The sequence below is a fragment of the Gordonia sp. ALPHA1B1 genome, assembly GCF_005502615.1.
Classification (GTDB): domain Bacteria; phylum Actinomycetota; class Actinomycetes; order Mycobacteriales; family Mycobacteriaceae; genus Gordonia; species Gordonia hongkongensis.
In genome coordinates this window covers 16139-30788 of sequence record NZ_SCOC01000002.1, presented here as the reverse complement: position 1 = coordinate 30788, position 14650 = coordinate 16139, and the positions used below count along the sequence as shown (strand labels likewise).

At 68.4% G+C, this 14650-nt stretch carries 15 protein-coding genes and 1 pseudogene; 7 read left to right on the top strand and 9 right to left on the bottom strand.

Annotation, left to right across the window (positions count from 1 at the left end; genetic code table 11):
• Positions 1 to 9 precede the first annotated feature (9 nt).
• Positions 10 to 1200 (bottom strand): histidine kinase, encoded by a 1191-nt coding sequence (locus tag FFS52_RS01295; protein WP_137808569.1) that lies wholly within the window; start codon positions 1198 to 1200, stop codon positions 10 to 12.
• A complete protein-coding gene (locus FFS52_RS01290) occupies positions 1193 to 1786 on the bottom strand; it encodes a TetR/AcrR family transcriptional regulator (RefSeq protein ID WP_137808568.1) in 594 nt (197 codons plus the stop codon). The genes FFS52_RS01295 and FFS52_RS01290 overlap by 8 nt, the downstream gene beginning before the upstream one ends.
• A gap of 81 nt (positions 1787 to 1867) precedes the next feature.
• Here FFS52_RS01290 and FFS52_RS01285 point away from each other — a divergent pair, with 81 nt between their 5' ends.
• Positions 1868 to 2818 carry an SDR family NAD(P)-dependent oxidoreductase gene (locus FFS52_RS01285; RefSeq protein WP_137808567.1) on the top strand — a complete coding sequence of 317 codons (951 nt, stop codon included), beginning with the start codon at positions 1868 to 1870 and terminating at the stop codon, positions 2816 to 2818.
• Here the strand turns inward: FFS52_RS01285 and FFS52_RS01280 are convergent.
• The 6 genes from FFS52_RS01280 to FFS52_RS01255 form a co-directional block, all read right to left on the bottom strand.
• Positions 2812 to 4374 carry a polyamine aminopropyltransferase gene (locus FFS52_RS01280; RefSeq protein WP_137808685.1) on the bottom strand — a complete coding sequence of 521 codons (1563 nt, stop codon included), beginning with the start codon at positions 4372 to 4374 and terminating at the stop codon, positions 2812 to 2814. The genes FFS52_RS01285 and FFS52_RS01280 overlap by 7 nt on opposite strands.
• A 67-nt stretch (positions 4375 to 4441) precedes the next feature.
• Positions 4442 to 4867 carry a DUF350 domain-containing protein gene (locus FFS52_RS01275; RefSeq protein WP_068970523.1) on the bottom strand — a complete coding sequence of 142 codons (426 nt, stop codon included), beginning with the start codon at positions 4865 to 4867 and terminating at the stop codon, positions 4442 to 4444.
• A gap of 57 nt (positions 4868 to 4924) precedes the next feature.
• The gene (locus tag FFS52_RS01270) at positions 4925 to 5458 is read right to left on the bottom strand and encodes a DUF4247 domain-containing protein (RefSeq protein WP_137808566.1); all 534 of its coding nucleotides are present in this window, start codon (positions 5456 to 5458) and stop codon (positions 4925 to 4927) included.
• Positions 5455 to 6003 carry a DUF2617 family protein gene (locus tag FFS52_RS01265; RefSeq protein ID WP_068970517.1) on the bottom strand — a complete coding sequence of 183 codons (549 nt, stop codon included), beginning with the start codon at positions 6001 to 6003 and terminating at the stop codon, positions 5455 to 5457. Before FFS52_RS01265 ends, FFS52_RS01270 begins: the two co-directional genes overlap by 4 nt.
• Before the next feature lie 59 nt (positions 6004 to 6062).
• Complete coding sequence (locus tag FFS52_RS01260; protein WP_068970516.1) at positions 6063 to 6698, bottom strand: DUF4178 domain-containing protein; 636 nt, start codon at positions 6696 to 6698, stop codon at positions 6063 to 6065.
• A 70-nt stretch (positions 6699 to 6768) separates the two neighbouring features.
• Positions 6769 to 7674 carry a TIGR03621 family F420-dependent LLM class oxidoreductase gene (locus FFS52_RS01255; protein ID WP_137808565.1) on the bottom strand — a complete coding sequence of 302 codons (906 nt, stop codon included), beginning with the start codon at positions 7672 to 7674 and terminating at the stop codon, positions 6769 to 6771.
• A gap of 232 nt (positions 7675 to 7906) precedes the next feature.
• On the opposite strand from FFS52_RS01255, the gene groL reads away from it, so the two are divergent.
• The gene (gene groL / locus FFS52_RS01250; RefSeq protein WP_058251318.1) at positions 7907 to 9532 is read left to right on the top strand and encodes a chaperonin GroEL; all 1626 of its coding nucleotides are present in this window, start codon (positions 7907 to 7909) and stop codon (positions 9530 to 9532) included.
• Positions 9533 to 9583: 51 nt separating this feature from the next.
• Here the strand turns inward: groL and FFS52_RS01245 are convergent, their stop codons facing one another.
• Complete coding sequence (locus tag FFS52_RS01245; RefSeq protein WP_065630129.1) at positions 9584 to 9985, bottom strand: glyoxalase/bleomycin resistance/dioxygenase family protein; 402 nt, start codon at positions 9983 to 9985, stop codon at positions 9584 to 9586.
• Between the two features lie 26 nt (positions 9986 to 10011).
• On the opposite strand from FFS52_RS01245, the gene FFS52_RS01240 reads away from it, so the two are divergent.
• The 5 genes and pseudogenes from FFS52_RS01240 to FFS52_RS01220 all read left to right on the top strand — a co-directional run bounded on the left by FFS52_RS01240 (position 10012) and on the right by FFS52_RS01220 (position 14589).
• On the top strand, positions 10012 to 10410 hold the full coding sequence (locus tag FFS52_RS01240; RefSeq protein ID WP_137808564.1) for a helix-turn-helix domain-containing protein: 399 nt from the start codon (positions 10012 to 10014) through the stop codon (positions 10408 to 10410).
• A 45-nt stretch (positions 10411 to 10455) separates the two neighbouring features.
• A pseudogene (locus FFS52_RS01235) lies at positions 10456 to 11114 on the top strand (DsbA family oxidoreductase).
• A gap of 328 nt (positions 11115 to 11442) precedes the next feature.
• The gene (locus FFS52_RS01230) at positions 11443 to 12369 is read left to right on the top strand and encodes an MSMEG_6728 family protein (protein WP_137808563.1); all 927 of its coding nucleotides are present in this window, start codon (positions 11443 to 11445) and stop codon (positions 12367 to 12369) included.
• Positions 12370 to 12731: 362 nt separating this feature from the next.
• Positions 12732 to 13757, top strand: coding sequence for an alpha/beta hydrolase family protein (locus tag FFS52_RS01225; protein ID WP_137808562.1), 1026 nt, complete (start codon positions 12732 to 12734; stop codon positions 13755 to 13757).
• A gap of 28 nt (positions 13758 to 13785) precedes the next feature.
• A complete protein-coding gene (locus tag FFS52_RS01220) occupies positions 13786 to 14589 on the top strand; it encodes a tyrosine-protein phosphatase (protein WP_171011522.1) in 804 nt (267 codons plus the stop codon).
• Positions 14590 to 14650: the final 61 nt, after the last annotated feature.

Below are 14650 nucleotides of genomic sequence, written 5' to 3'. Positions count from 1 at the left end.
CGTTGCGTTTCACGCCCGGATGCCCGCGCGGAACTTCGGGACACGCATCCCCACCTTGGTGCCGGCGCCGACCGCCGTCTCGACGACGAGTCCGTAGTCGTTGCCGAACGCGGCGCGGAGCCGGTGGTCGACGTTGGTCAGGCCCACGTGGGCACCCTCGCTGTGGTCGAGGGCGTCGAGAGCGCCGCTGCGCAGGAGCTCCGGTTCCATGCCCACGCCGTCGTCCTCGACCGTGATGACACAGTCGGTGCCCTCGTCGGCCGCGACGATGGTGATCGTGCCGCCGCCCTTTGACGCGAGACCGTGCCGGACGGCGTTCTCGACGAGCGGCTGCAAGGCGAGGAACGGCACGACGACGTTCAGGACCTCCGGTGCGACATGCAGTTTGACGTCCAGGGCATTGCCGAAGCGGGCTCGTTCGAGGGTGAGGTAGCGGTCGATGTTCCGCAGCTCGTCGGCAAGCACGGTGTATTCGCCGGCGGCCCGGAAGGAGTATCGGGTGAAGTCGGCGAAGTCGAGGACGAGATCGCGCGCCCGGTCGGGGTCGGTCCGCACGAACGAGGCGATGGTGTTGAGCGCGTTGTAGATGAAGTGCGGACTGATCTGCGCGCGCAGGGCGAGGACCTCGGCGCGGTTGAGCCGTGCGCGGGATGCGTCGAGGTCGGCGAGTTCGATCTGGCTCGACGCGTACCGCGCGACTTCGGCGATGGCGCCGAGCATTCCGGGGCCGGGCCGTCGCGTGGTGGCGACCACGAGGACCCCGACCCCGACATCGTCGGCGAGGAGCGGCTGGGCTACCAGCGCGCGCACGGGCGACTCGGCGCCGCTGGGGTCGGTGAGCAGCACGCGTCGGAGGTCACCCAGCGCGGACGACGCCGCACGGTCGGCGTGACCGAGCATCTCGTCGTCCCAGATGGCCTCACCGTCCGGCTCGTGGGCGAGGCGGCTCGGTTCGCCGTCGTACAGTGCGACCGCTTCGGCGCCGGTCAGGGTGTGCAGGTGCGGCAGTGCTTCGCGAGCCGACTCCGCCGACAGTCCGGTGCGCAGTGAGCGGGCGGCGAGCGACGCGGTGTGCAGCGCCAGATGAACTGCCCGCTCGGCCGGGGTCCGCACGACGCGCCGGGTGCGGATCAGCGCGACTGCGCCGACGCACGCGAGCACGCCGAGGAGAACGAGAGCGATGGTCACGCCGCTAGACATCGATGCCCCGATCAGCGTCCGTGGTGTGCGGCAACGACGACACGGCGAGGTCGATGAGGGTGTGCCGATCGGCGTGCCACTTGTCGGGCGGCAGATGGCCGTGGGTGGCGAGGTCGGTGAGGCCGTGGGCCGCCGCGAAGAGCAGCGCTGCGTGGTGTCGCGCGGCATCGGCGCCGACGATGCGGCCCACGAGGGACACCAGGCCGTCCTGAGCGCGTGCCGCTGCGGGGATCGACGGCGTGCCGGCCGGGGTCGCGAACATGAGCCGGTACAGGTGCGGCCGGCCCAGTCCGAGGTCTGACAGCGCGTGCAGCGCCGATCGGACCGCATCCTCGGGCGACAGTTCCGGGTCGGCGGCGATGGCGTCGAGACCGTAAGCGACGACCGCCCATGCGTCGGTGGCGAGGGCCGCCAGCAGTTCCTCTTTCCCGATGAAATGGCGGTAGGCGGCCGAGCGGGAAACCCCGGCGCCACTGCCGACTTCGCGTAGGGTCACCGCCTCCGGCCCGCCGCGGTCGAGAAGTGCCGACGCCGCGGCCAGCAGTGCCTGCCTGGTGTGTGCCGCGCTCTCCGCCCTCGTGGTCATCACCCGACCTTACAGTTGACATCGTCAACCGAATGGCGTCTTCTGGTGTTGACAACGTCAACTCAAGCGGCGGGAGCCGACATGACTCGACCACTCACCCCGAATCCGGACTGGACGCTGGTCATGACGGGAGCCACCCGCGGGCTCGGTCTGGTCGCCGCCCGGTCCATCGTGTCGACGGACCGGTCATGTCATCTCCTGGTCCTCGCTCGCGGCGGCGGGCCCGCGGGGTTCGTCGACGGCTTCGGCGAGGGCGCCGGGCGCGTCGTCGCCGTCGACACCGATCTCGCCGACACCGCCGGGACGATGAGGGCGGCGGCGGAGATCCGGCGGATGCTCGACGACGCGACGCTGCCGCCGCTGCGCGGGCTGGCAGGCAACGCGGGCATCCAGTACCTCGACGACGAGCACGTCACCGCCGACGGACTAAAGGCGACCTTCGCGGTCAACGTACTCGCGAACCACCTGCTGATCGGTGAGCTCGGCGGACATCTGACCCGTGGCTCCCGGATCACCATCACGGTGAGCGACACGCACTTCGGCGATCTCCGGCACAACCTCGGGATGGTCCCCGCGCCGCGGTGGACGAGCCCGGCACGCCTGTCCCGCCCGGGTGCGTTCGGGGGTTCGAGTCCGGCCGCCGGCCGCACCGCGTACTCGACGAGCAAACTGGCGGCCATCCATCTCGTCCACGAGTGGGCACGTCGGCTCCCCGACGGCGTCGAGATCGTCTCGTACAACCCGGGTTACGTGCCCGGTACGGACCTGGCCCGGGCGGCGAGCGCACCGCAGCGTCTTGCGAACAGATGGGTCCTGCCGGGTCTGACCCTGGTAGGGCCGTTCGATCGGGTGCCGACGGCCGGTCGACGGCTCGCCGAGACGATTCACGGTGTGCCGCAGGCGGTTACCGGTGCCTACATCGATCGCGGGCGGGTGTCGGAGTCATCCGCGGAGAGTCATGACCTCGATCGTGAGCGCGACCTGTGGGATCACCTGGAGTACCTGCGCGCGGAGGCGTTGCGGCGTCAGTAGGTCGCCCACTCGCCCTGTGCGTACCGCAGGATCCGGGGATCCATCAGGGTGGACGGCGGCAGATCCAGTCGCTGCCGGTCGAGCGGGAAAACCGTTGCCGCTGCCAACTGTTCAGGACTGAGGAACCGGAGGGGGCCGGGCGCCGCCACGGTCGGGGTCACCCTGCCCCCGGCGCCGGCCAGGTGGAATCCCCAGTCGCCGAAGGCCGGCACGTCGACGTGGTACGGGGTCGGGTCCAGTCCGGCCGCGCGCATGGTCGAGGCCACGCACCAGAACGACTTCGGCGCGAAGTACGGGGACCCGGCCTGGACCACGGTGCGGCCCGCCTCGGCGAGATGCGCCCGGACCATCGCGTAGAACTCGGTGGAGTACAGCTTCGCGGTGGCCGAGTCGTCGGGGTCGGGCATGTCGACGATGATGACGTCGAACCGGCGGTCGGTGCCGCGCAGCCAGGAGAAGGCGTCGGCGGCGATCACCTCGGCTCGGGGGTCGGTCATCGATCCCCGGTTCAAGGTGGTGAGACGCTCGTCGGTCCGGGCGAGTCGGATCATCTCCGGGTCGAGTTCGACGAGCGTGACGTCGCGGGCGTCGGGGTAGGTGAGCACCTCGCGGAGCGCGAGTCCGTCACCGCCGCCGAGGATCAGTACGGAGTCGTGGTTCCCGGACATCGCCGGATGCACCAGCGTCTCGTGGTAGCGATGCTCGTCGACCGAGGAGAACTGCAGGTCGCCGTTCAGGTACAGGCGGGTGTCGGCCGTTGCGCCGAAACGGTTCTCGGTGATGACGATGTCCTGGTACGCACTACGTTCGGCGGCGACGATGGGATCGCGGTACAGCGCTTGGCGCGCGGTGATCTCGAAGCGGCCGGACAGCATCAGGCCGGCGATCAGGACGGCGACGACGGCGACGGCCGACGCGGAGAGGACGGCCATCTGGGTGCGCGACATCGACTTGCGGAAGATGACGAAGACGAGGAAGCAGCCGGCCGCGGCGTTGACCAGCCCGACCACCAGAGCACCCCGCAACTGGCCGAAGAACGGCAGCAACAGGAACGGGAAGCACAGGCCGCCGATGAGGGCGCCGATATAGTCGACCGCGAACATGTCGGCGACCGCCGAACCTGCCTCCTGGCGTCGAATCCGTTGCAGCAGAACCATCAGCAGCGGAATCTCGGCACCGATCAGGATGCCGAGCACGAAGGCCACCAAGACGAGGGCGGGCGTGTACAACTCCAGGTAGGCGAACGCCGCGTAGAGCGCCATCACCGACAGGCCGCCGATGAGGGCGAGCAGCAGTTCGATGACCGCGAAGGCCGTGACCGATTGTGGCTGGAGCGGTTTCGCGGCGAGTGACCCGATGCCCATCGCGAAGACCATGACCGCGAGGACGATCGACGCCTGCGTCGCGGTGTTGCCGATCAGGAACGAGCCGAGCGAGACCAGCGCGAGCTCGTACACCAACCCGCAGGCGGCGCAGACGAAGACGACGGCCAGCAGTCCGGCGCGGGCGAATCGCGGTCGTATCGCCAGCGCGTCCGGAACGGGTTCGGTCGTCACCGGTTCGGTGTCGGCGGCAGCGGAGTCGTGACCGGTCACGGACAAACGGGGGAGTGCGGGAACCCGGTCACAGGATGGAGGCGGCCACGATGATCGACACCCCGATGTGTGCGACGCCCTGCACCCACACCGCCGGGTGGCTCTCCGGGTGGACCAGCAACTCGCCGAGATTGCCGGGGGTCAGCAGGTCGATGACGAGGAAGGTCACCGCCATCACGACCAGGCCGATCGCCGAGTACACCGCGGTGTAGGTGAGCCCCTCGAGCAGTCGTCCCTCGCTCGCGACGATGGCGGCGGTGACGATCACGGCGACGGCGAGCATGTTGGAACCCACCAGGATGCCGGCGTTGCGGTTGCGGTCCGTCCACAGCTGCGAACGGAGCTTGCCGGGCGTGAGCAGGTCGAGGATGCCGAACGAGACGATCATCAGGATCACGCCGACACCGGCGTAAGCGCCTGCAGCGTAGGCGTTCTCAGCGATATCAGCGAGCATGGTCTTCTCCGTTGGTTGGTCGGACGAATTCGATGGCACGTGCCGGGCGGACGACGATCATTTGCCACCACCGCCGCTCCCGCCGCCGCGGTTTCCGCTGCCGCTACCCGCATAGCGGGGGGTCGGGACCCAGAACGCGCCGACGTAGGGGTGGTAGTGGTGATACCCCGACCGGTAGTCCCGGCTGAGCATCACCCGGGTGGCGCCGGCCGCCAGCGGGAAGAGGCCCACGAGGTAGTCGGGGTACTGGAGGAACTGCGTGCCGGCGATGTTGCCCGCGCCGGCGGCGCCGCTCCGCTGGTCGCTGGGACGTTCGGCGTCGCGGATCTCGGCCGCGACCTGCTCCGGTGTCCCGTCGGCGACATAGGCGTCGACGTCGCCCTCGTCGAGGGAGGTGTCGCGCTCGTAGTTCTGCGTGATGTAGTCGCGCGCCGACCCCCCGATGCCGCCGCCACGGGCAACTCGCGCGGTGCACGCACCGATCAGCGCGAAGATGGTGAGCACGACGATCACGCCGATGATGATGTTGCGGGTCTTGTTCAGACGACGGCGTGGGTCCGGCGGGCCGCCGGGCGGTGGTTGCCCGGTCATGGACGGGCCACCGGACCGCGGTCGATCCTGCTGGAGGTGATCACGACCTCGGCGGCCTTGGGATAGGTGTGCCAGGTGTGCCAGCTGATGGAGTCATCGGTGGACTCCGACACGATCGCGGTGACGGCGTGCGGCTCCCCCGGGAACCGTCCCATCACGCACGGGTGTCCGGTGGCCAGCTGTTCGGTGACGCGGGCGCTCAGCTGTTCGACGAGGGCGGCGAGCTGGTCGGGATTCACCTGTTCCACACGGGAACTGAAGTAGTAACCGCTCTCCTGGAAACTCTCCGGCAGTGCCGAGGTCACCTCCGGCAGGCAGGCGACGGTCTCGCAGATCCGCTGCACCCCGTCTTCGACGAGTACCTGATGGCTCGCGCCGAGCAACCGCACCGACACCGTGATGCCGTCGATCTCGCGATCCTCTTGTGCCAGGGGCTCCTGCAAGGGTGCGCTCAGCGAGAAGCCGAGCTGGCTCGCGCTGGTGTCGGCGTAGGCCACCGCGAGTTGCGCGGCGGGGTCGCCGGGATGTTCGGAATTCTCGGTCATGCGGTGTGGGGTCTCCGTGCTCAGGGCGTCGTGTGGATGGGCGGGCGTCGGGGCCCCCGTCAGGGTGTTTCCGGAGCCGGGTTGGTGGGGTAGATGCGGTAGTCCGCGCGGGACAACAGTTCGCCGCGGGCGCATTCCCAGCCGCTGCCGTAGTCCTCGAAGGACAGACGGTCGTCGCCGGCCTGGTAGTCGTGATAGGCCATCCGGCCCGAGGTCGCGACGCCGGTGGTCCCCGCGGAGGTGAAACGCGCCGAGCCCGCCTCCTCCGACTGGTATCGACGCCCCTCGAGCTCCACGGTGTCGGGGCCGGGGGTGACGGCGGCACCGGGTACCTCGTGCCACAGCACGACCTCGAGGTCGGGATCGTCCTCGACCGAGATCCAGGCCTTGGACCCGACACCGGTGTCGAGGAAGTTCTCGGTCCAGGTGTAGCCGTCCTGCGTCAGGCGCAGGGTGCCCCGGACCGCGTAGGTCTGACCGCGCAGTTCGACGAGATCGCCGGGTTTGAGATCGCGGGGGTCGCCGTAGACGGAATCGTCGTCGGCCGACGAGAACGGATCGCCGGGGCGATAGGTCCGCTCACGCAGGGCGTCCTGCTCGGCCTGCCGGGCCCGCCGATTGCCCAGGAAGTTGAAGATGACGACCACCGCGATGATCGCCAGCAGCGCCACGATGATGATCAGCAGGAATTCCACGGTTCAGACCCTAGTCGACCGGCAGCTTGCGGGACGTCGGTCGTCGGGGGTGCGAATGACCGTGACCGCCTCACCGCCCTCCGGCGTCGACGGCGCGCAGCTCCGCGATCACCGGGGCGAACACCTCGAGCGCGGGTTCGAGCACGGTGAGATAGCTGATCCCGGTCCGCTCCCGGAGGTCGACGAGGCGGGCGGCGATGTCGGAGACCGATCCGATGAGCACCGACGGCAGGCCCAGGAACTCCTGGGCGCTCATCGACAGTTCGTGCTTCGCGATGAGCTCGTCGGCCACCGCCGTCGGATCATCGGTCACGGTGACGATCTGTAGCAGGAGATTCCACTCCACCTCGACGGCGCGGTCCCCGGCGGCGGCGCGTGCTAAGGCCACCCGTTCGTCGAAATCGCCGGCGGACAGCGGTTCCAGATCGCCGTCGGGTCCCGTTCGGGCCGCGGTGAAGCCGACGATGTCGGCGTGTTCGGCGGCCATCGTCAGCACGCGGTCGCCGTTGCCGGCGAGCAGGAGCGGAATCCTGGGCTGCACGGGTCGGGGCTGATGATCCTCGTCGGCGAGCAGCTCAGTCACGCGGGCGGCGGTCGCCGACAGGTGATCGACGCGCCGGCCCGCGGACCGGAATTCGATCCCGGCTGCGTCGAACTCATCCCGGACGTAGCCGGTGCCCAGTCCGAGTTCCACGCGGCCGTCGGACAACCGGTCGACGGTGGCGGCGTCCCGGGCGAGCAGCGCGGGGTTGGTGAACGCGGCGTTGAGGACGAACGGGCCGACGCGCAGGCGCTGCGTCGCGGTGGCCGCGACGGCCAGTGCCGGCCACGGGCTCGGAATGCCCAGGTGGTCGGGGACGAGCAGGACGTCGTAGCCGAGTTCCTCCACCGATCGGGCACGCGTCTGCCACGACGACGCGGTGTCGGCCGCGAGCATGTTGACCCCGAACCTGAACTCCCTGGAGGCGAGTGACATGTCCTCAACGTAGTCAGCGTCGCGGCGGCCGACCACGCAGCCGACCGGGACACCTGATCCAGCCTTGCACTCGCACTGGTCGAGTGCTAAAAACGAGGTTGGCACTCGCGAGCTGTGAGTGCCAGGTCGGGACGGTGAGGCCGGTACCGAATGACACACCGGTCGTCCGTCGCGGGCACCGAGTTCCGGCCATACGAACCTAGTGTCACCCCCTTCGGAGGATCACTTACCCATGGCCAAGCAAATTGCGTTCGACGAAGAGGCCCGTCGCGGCCTCGAGCGGGGCCTCAACAGCCTTGCCGACGCCGTCAAGGTGACGTTGGGACCCAAGGGTCGCAACGTCGTCCTGGAGAAGAAGTGGGGCGCCCCCACGATCACCAACGATGGTGTGTCCATCGCCAAGGAGATCGAGCTGGAGGACCCGTACGAGAAGATCGGCGCCGAGCTGGTCAAGGAAGTCGCCAAGAAGACCGACGACGTCGCGGGCGACGGCACCACCACCGCCACCGTTCTCGCCCAGGCTCTCGTCCGTGAGGGTCTGCGCAACGTCGCTGCCGGCGCCAACCCGCTGGGTCTGAAGCGCGGCATCGAGAAGGCCGTCGAGGCCGTCACCGAGTCGTTGCTGAAGAGCGCCAAGGAGGTCGAGACCAAGGAGCAGATCGCTGCCACCGCCGGTATCTCGGCCGGCGACGCCTCGATCGGCGAGCTCATCGCCGAGGCGATGGACAAGGTCGGCAAGGAAGGCGTCATCACGGTCGAGGAGTCCAACACCTTCGGCCTGCAGCTCGAGCTCACCGAGGGCATGCGCTTCGACAAGGGCTACATCTCGGGTTACTTCGTCACCGACGCCGACCGCCAGGAAGCCGTCCTCGACGACCCGTACATCCTGCTGGTCTCGGGCAAGGTCTCGACCATCAAGGACCTGCTGCCGCTGCTGGAGAAGGTCATCCAGGCCGGCAAGCCGCTGCTGATCATCGCCGAGGACGTCGAGGGCGAAGCTCTCTCGACCCTCGTCGTCAACAAGCTCAAGGGCACCTTCAAGTCCGTCGCCGTCAAGGCCCCGGGCTTCGGTGACCGCCGCAAGGCCATGCTGGCCGACATCGCCATCCTCACCGGTGGCGAGGTCATCAGCGAAGAGGTCGGCCTCTCGCTCGAGGGCGCGGGCATCGAGCTGCTCGGTACCGCTCGCAAGGTCGTCGTGACCAAGGACGAGACCACCATCGTCGAGGGCGCGGGCGATCCCGACGCCATCGCCGGTCGCGTGGCCCAGATCCGCGGCGAGATCGAGAACAGCGACTCCGACTACGACCGTGAGAAGCTGCAGGAGCGTCTGGCCAAGCTGGCCGGCGGTGTTGCGGTCATCAAGGCGGGCGCGGCCACCGAGGTCGAGCTCAAGGAGCGCAAGCACCGCATCGAGGACGCCGTCCGTAACGCGAAGGCTGCCGTCGAAGAGGGCATCGTCGCCGGTGGTGGCGTGGCCCTGCTGCAGTCGGAGCCGGCCATCGACGCACTCTCGCTCGAGGGTGACGAGGCCACCGGCGCCAACATCGTCAAGGTCGCGCTGTCGGCTCCGGCCAAGCAGATCGCGATCAACGCCGGCCTCGAGCCGGGCGTCGTCGCCGACAAGGTCCTCAACTCGCCCACCGGCACCGGCCTGAACGCCGCCACCGGTGTGTACGAGGACCTGCTCAAGGCCGGCATCAACGACCCGGTGAAGGTCACCCGCTCGGCGCTGCAGAACGCAGCCTCGATCGCGGCTCTGTTCCTCACCACCGAGGCCGTCGTCGCCGACAAGCCCGAGAAGAACGCCGCACCGGCCATGCCGGGTGGCGACGAGATGGGCGGGATGGGCTTCTGATCTCCTGATCAGATCCCTGCGTCCACTCACGCAGCACCAACCGAAGGCCGGTCACCCGAGCGGGGGGCCGGCCTTCGGCGTTCCGAGCACGGCTTCGGCGACTTCCCGCGACCACTGGACATACTCGAGGACCGCACCGTCGGTATGGCGAAGGTAGGCGAATCGTCCTGTCGTGCTCTCGGATTCGCCGATGACCTCGGCCCCGGCTTCGCCACTGACCTGCGAGATCAAGGCGTCTAGATCGTCGACGATGACCGGTCCGACGGTCGACCGGTAGGCCTCGACGTCGTCGTCGGCTCCCGCGATGAGGAGGAAGTTTCCGACGGCGGCGAGTTCGGCCTTCTCGAAGGTGAACCGCAGATCGGCGGATGCGCCGACGATCGTCTCGTAGAGCGGTAGAGACTCGTCGAGGTCGGCGACGAATATCCTGGCGTAGGTCTTCAGCACTCGCATCGACCCCACGCTAGGAGCGCAGGCGGATGAGCGGCAGTACGCACTTCGAGGTGAGCGGGGACGCCGCGCCGTCGTCCGAGGCCGAAGAGCGCGCCCGGCAACTCGCGCGGTCGGTGTTCGCCGTCGTGTCGACGAAATGGGGTCTGACCGTCCTCGAGGAGGTCCGGCAGCGTCCCCGCCGGTTCCGCGAGTTGAAGCGGTCGATCGGGACGATCAGCGACAAGGTGCTCACCCAGACGCTGCGCGATCTTGAGGCGCACGGCCTGATCCATCGGCACGACCATCGCAGCGCGAATCCGCGGGTGGACTACACCCTGACGGACGCCGGCCGCGACCTCGTCACGACGGTCCACGGCCTGTGCGACTGGTCGCGAACGCATCTCGACGACCTGCTCGACGCGCGCGGGTCGGCTGATCGCATGTGAGGCACTCCCGGGAACGTTCTCGATCCGCGAGGTGTTGAGAGGGCAATGAGCGCTCCCATCACCGTCGACATCTGGTCCGACATCGCCTGCCCCTGGTGCTACATCGGCAAACGGAAGTTCGAGGCGGGCCTCGCCGAGTTCGACGGACGCGACGACGTCGAAGTGACCTACCACAGCTTCGAGCTCGCACCGGATACGCCGGTCGACTTCGACGGTTCAGAGGTCGACTTCCTCGTCCGGCACAAGGGCATGCCGGCCGATCAGGTCCGGGGGATGCTCGACCAGGTCCGCGGGATCGCCGCCGAGGTCGGTCTCGACTACGACTTCGACCGGCTGCAGCACACCAAGACCCTGAAAGCGCATGAGGCCCTGCACTTCGCGAAAGCGCATGGCCGACAGGCGGATCTGGCCGAGCGTCTGTTCCAGGCGTACTTCGAGCAGGGGCGCCACTCGGCCGCGCCGACGAACTCGCCGATCTGGCGGCCGATGTCGGTCTCGATCGCGACGCCGTGCTGGCCGCGCTCGAGTCGGGCGAGTACGCCGCGGCCGTCGAGGCCGACATCGACCAAGCCCGTGCATACGGGATCAGCGGGGTTCCCTTCTTCGTGATCAACGGCAAGTACGGGATCTCCGGAGCCCAGGCGCCGGAAACCTTCGCGCAGGCCCTCGACAAGGTCCGCGCCGAGGAGTCCGATCGTGTCTGACCCGGTGGTGCCCTTCGAGATGATCGGCGACGACGACGCGGCCGTCTGCGTCGACGGCGTGTGTGCGGTGCCGGAGGTCGGGACCGACGCGTCGGACTCCGCATCCGACTGAGCCCCGAAGTCCGAGCGTCGATCACCTCCTCGAGGCCATCGCGGGCTTCGGCTGACGCTGCGCGGCAGAAGATCGCACCCGCCGCTGGTTGAGCCGGTCCTGGTGTGACGCCGGGGCCGGGATCGCCGATCTTCGGTAGCAGCTGACAACTCTGAGTTCGGCGCCGCGCGGCTCCGCCGGGTGTGAGCGCCCGTCCGAAGTGGGTATGCGAGCGCCATGCAGACGTTCCTGCCCTACCCGGACTTTCGACGCTCTGCCGAGGTCCTGGACCCCGCGCGCCTCGGTAAGCAGCGCGTGGAGACGTTGCAGATCCTGCGGGCGCTCGAACTCTTCGATTACGGCTGGGCCAGCCATCCCGCGGTCACGATGTGGCGCGGGCACACCCCGGCGTTGGTCGCCTACGGGCTCGCTTTCGTCGACGTGTGGACCGGCGGCGGTCGTGCGGACACCACTGCTCCGATGATCGCCGAGTTCGCGCCCGGGGTGGTGGGTGCGTCCCAAGCCGAGCTGACCGCGCAGGGTCTGATGCCCGCGTGGCTCGGCGACGACCGACTCCATCGCAGTCACCGTTCGGCGCTGCTCCGCAAAGCGCCGGACTTCTACGGCTCCGTGTTCGACGACGTCGACCTCGACGACGAGATGCCGTACTTCTGGCCGGATCCGCCGGCCACCGACGCGCACGATCTGGACGAACCGACCCGCACCGTGTGGATCATCCGGGCCGGATCCGACGAACAGTTCGCTCAGTTCCGACGCCGGCAGATGGTCGGATTGGGCGTCGAATCCGGCATCGACGCTGACGCCTCGGTGGGCACCAAGACCGCCCTGCGCGCCTTGCTGAAGGAGCGTAGCCCCGGGCGGCGGCCGGGCAAGGACCTCCGCGTGCTCGCGTCGTTCGTCTCCGATCTGCGGGTGGGGGACGAGGTCGCCGTCGTCGACCCCACCGATCCGGACGTGCTGCCCCTGGGGACGTTGATCGGCGAGTACGAGTTCTCCCGCCGGGGCAGGGCGCTCACCCCGCATCGGCGTCGGGTCCGCTGGACCGGCACGCTCGAGCGGTCGGCCGTCGCCCCGCCGGCGCTGCTCCAGAATCCACGCATGATGTTTCCGGTGTCGGTGCGATCAGAGGCGGTCCGGCTGTAGTCCGATCGGCCGAATCTGGCACCGGGTGGTCGGTGAATGCGTTCCCTGCGCCTTTCGAAGTGGCCGGTCGTTTTTCGACGGCAGAGACGATCACGGCCGGCGCACTCGCACGAGATCAGCTGTTCAGGAGCACGACGCCTCGACCGGCCGGGATCAGTCATCGTGAAATCGCCTCCAATAATGACCATGGTGTGCGCAATCGCGAGGTGAACAGCGATGGCCCCGGCCGTGGTAATCCGGACGGGGCCGTCTCCGGTGCGTATGGTGAAACGTATTCGGATCGATATCTGCGTGTGTGAATTCCGTTGTCGAGACGGCGGCGCGGTAGCGATGTGAGCATGTAGTGATGTGAAGGGACTGTGATGTCCGCAGTGGGTGGTCTGTTCCGCCGACGCCTGGTCGCCAGAACGGTCTCGATCGTTGTACTCGTTGTCGCGCTTGCTGTTCCGTCGTTCGCCGGCGCCGACTCGGGAGATTCCTCGTCCCGGGCGAAGGCGCTGGCCCGCGCTGTCGCCGATGGCCGGGTCCTGGACCTGTCGGTGTATTCGCCGTCGATGAAACGTCACGTACCGGTCCGGGTTCTCGTGCCCGCCGACCGCTCGGTGCCCCGACCGACGCTGTATCTGCTGAATGGCGCGGGTGGCGGCGAGGGCACCGGACACTGGTTCGAGCAAACCGACATCGTTGATTTCGTCGCCGACAAGAATGTGAATGTCGTCGTGCCGATGCGCGGTGCGTACAGCTATTACACCGACTGGGTGAAAGTCGACCCGGTGCTGGGGCGAAACAAATGGACAACGTTTCTGACCAGCGAATTACCGCCGCTCATCGATCGGAAGCTGAACACCACCGGCGTGAACGCGATCGCGGGGATCTCCATGGCGGGAACGTCGTCGCTGAGTCTTGCCCAAGCCGCACCTCAGCTCTACCGCGCGGTCGCCTCCTACAGCGGTTGTGCGGAGACGAGTACGAATCTCGGCCGACTCGCCATCCGCGCGGTCGTCGAAGGACGCGGCGGTGGCGACATCGCCAACATCTGGGGCCCGGTCGGCTCCCCGGGGTGGCGGGCGCACGACCCGGTCGTCAACGCCTACAAGCTGCGCGGCAAGGCGATCTACATCAGCACCGGCACGGGGGTCCCCGGACCGCACGACCGGTTGCAGGGCCAGGGAATCGACGGGAAGACCACGATCTACATCGACCAGATCGCGGTCGGCGGCGCCATCGAGGCCGCCACCCACCAGTGCACGCTCAATCTCGCCCGTCGACTCAAGCAACTCGGCATTCCCGCGACCGTCGACTATGCACCGGGGACGCACGCCTGGCCCTACTGGCAGGACCAGCTCGTGAAGTCGTGGCCGATGCTCGAAAGCGCGCTCACCGACTGACCGCCGCACAATCTGTCACGATGTGACCGTGACTGCGACCCCCGGCGCGCCCAGCCCCATCTCCAGCATGCCCAACCTCCGCGATCTCGGCGGCTGGCGGACCGGGGACGGGCAGACGGTTCGATCCGGCGTGCTGTACCGGTCCACGGATTTCTCCGCGCTCGACGCCGCCGACGTCTCCGCGCTCGAGTCGCTCGGCCTGAAGACCGTCTACGACCTGAGATCGGCGCACGAGAGCGAGGCCATCCCCGACCCCGTCCTGCCCGGCGCGTCGAACATCGCACTCGATGTCCTCGCCGATGCGCAGATGTCGATTCCCGCCAACATCGGTGCTGTCCTCGCCGATCCCGCCGTCGTCGCGCAGGCCGACGAGATGCTGTCCGGCGGCAAGGCGCGCGAGATGATCTGCGGGACCTATCGCGAGATGATCACCGTGCCCAGTGCGACGGCGTCGTACACGCAGCTGTTTCGTGGACTGATCGACGGCTCGACGCCGGCCCTCATGCACTGCACCACCGGCAAGGACCGAACAGGTTGGGCCGCAGCGTCTCTGCTGACACTGCTCGGGGTGCCGAAGGACGACGTCTATCGCGACTACCTGCTCACCAATGAACGTCTGATCCCGTCGCTCACACCCATCTTCGACGGGTTCGCCGCCGCCGGGGGCGATCCCGAGCTGCTCGTCGGCGTGCTGGGCGTCGACTCCGGCTATCTCGACGCCGCGTTCGGCGAGGTGGACAAGCGGTACGGCGGAATCGAGGGTTACTTCGGCGAGGCGTTGGGTCTGGGTGCCGCGGACCAGAAGGCGCTCCGGGACCGTTATCTGACGTAGGGGCTGGCCGCCCGAGACGCTGTGGCAGCGAGGTGTCACCCGCACGGGTGTCATCTGGTCG

Coding starts and splice junctions, on each gene's coding strand:
- FFS52_RS01295 (WP_137808569.1), bottom strand. CDS start 1,200: ATGTCTAGCGGCGTGACCATCGCTCTCGTTCTCCTCGGCGTGCTCGCG.
- FFS52_RS01290 (WP_137808568.1), bottom strand. CDS start 1,786: ATGACCACGAGGGCGGAGAGCGCGGCACACACCAGGCAGGCACTGCTG.
- FFS52_RS01285 (WP_137808567.1), top strand. CDS start 1,868: ATGACTCGACCACTCACCCCGAATCCGGACTGGACGCTGGTCATGACG.
- FFS52_RS01275 (WP_068970523.1), bottom strand. CDS start 4,867: ATGCTCGCTGATATCGCTGAGAACGCCTACGCTGCAGGCGCTTACGCC.
- FFS52_RS01270 (WP_137808566.1), bottom strand. CDS start 5,458: ATGACCGGGCAACCACCGCCCGGCGGCCCGCCGGACCCACGCCGTCGT.
- FFS52_RS01265 (WP_068970517.1), bottom strand. CDS start 6,003: ATGACCGAGAATTCCGAACATCCCGGCGACCCCGCCGCGCAACTCGCG.
- FFS52_RS01255 (WP_137808565.1), bottom strand. CDS start 7,674: ATGTCACTCGCCTCCAGGGAGTTCAGGTTCGGGGTCAACATGCTCGCG.
- groL (WP_058251318.1), top strand. CDS start 7,907: ATGGCCAAGCAAATTGCGTTCGACGAAGAGGCCCGTCGCGGCCTCGAG.
- FFS52_RS01245 (WP_065630129.1), bottom strand. CDS start 9,985: ATGCGAGTGCTGAAGACCTACGCCAGGATATTCGTCGCCGACCTCGAC.
- FFS52_RS01240 (WP_137808564.1), top strand. CDS start 10,012: ATGAGCGGCAGTACGCACTTCGAGGTGAGCGGGGACGCCGCGCCGTCG.
- FFS52_RS01230 (WP_137808563.1), top strand. CDS start 11,443: ATGCAGACGTTCCTGCCCTACCCGGACTTTCGACGCTCTGCCGAGGTC.
- FFS52_RS01225 (WP_137808562.1), top strand. CDS start 12,732: ATGTCCGCAGTGGGTGGTCTGTTCCGCCGACGCCTGGTCGCCAGAACG.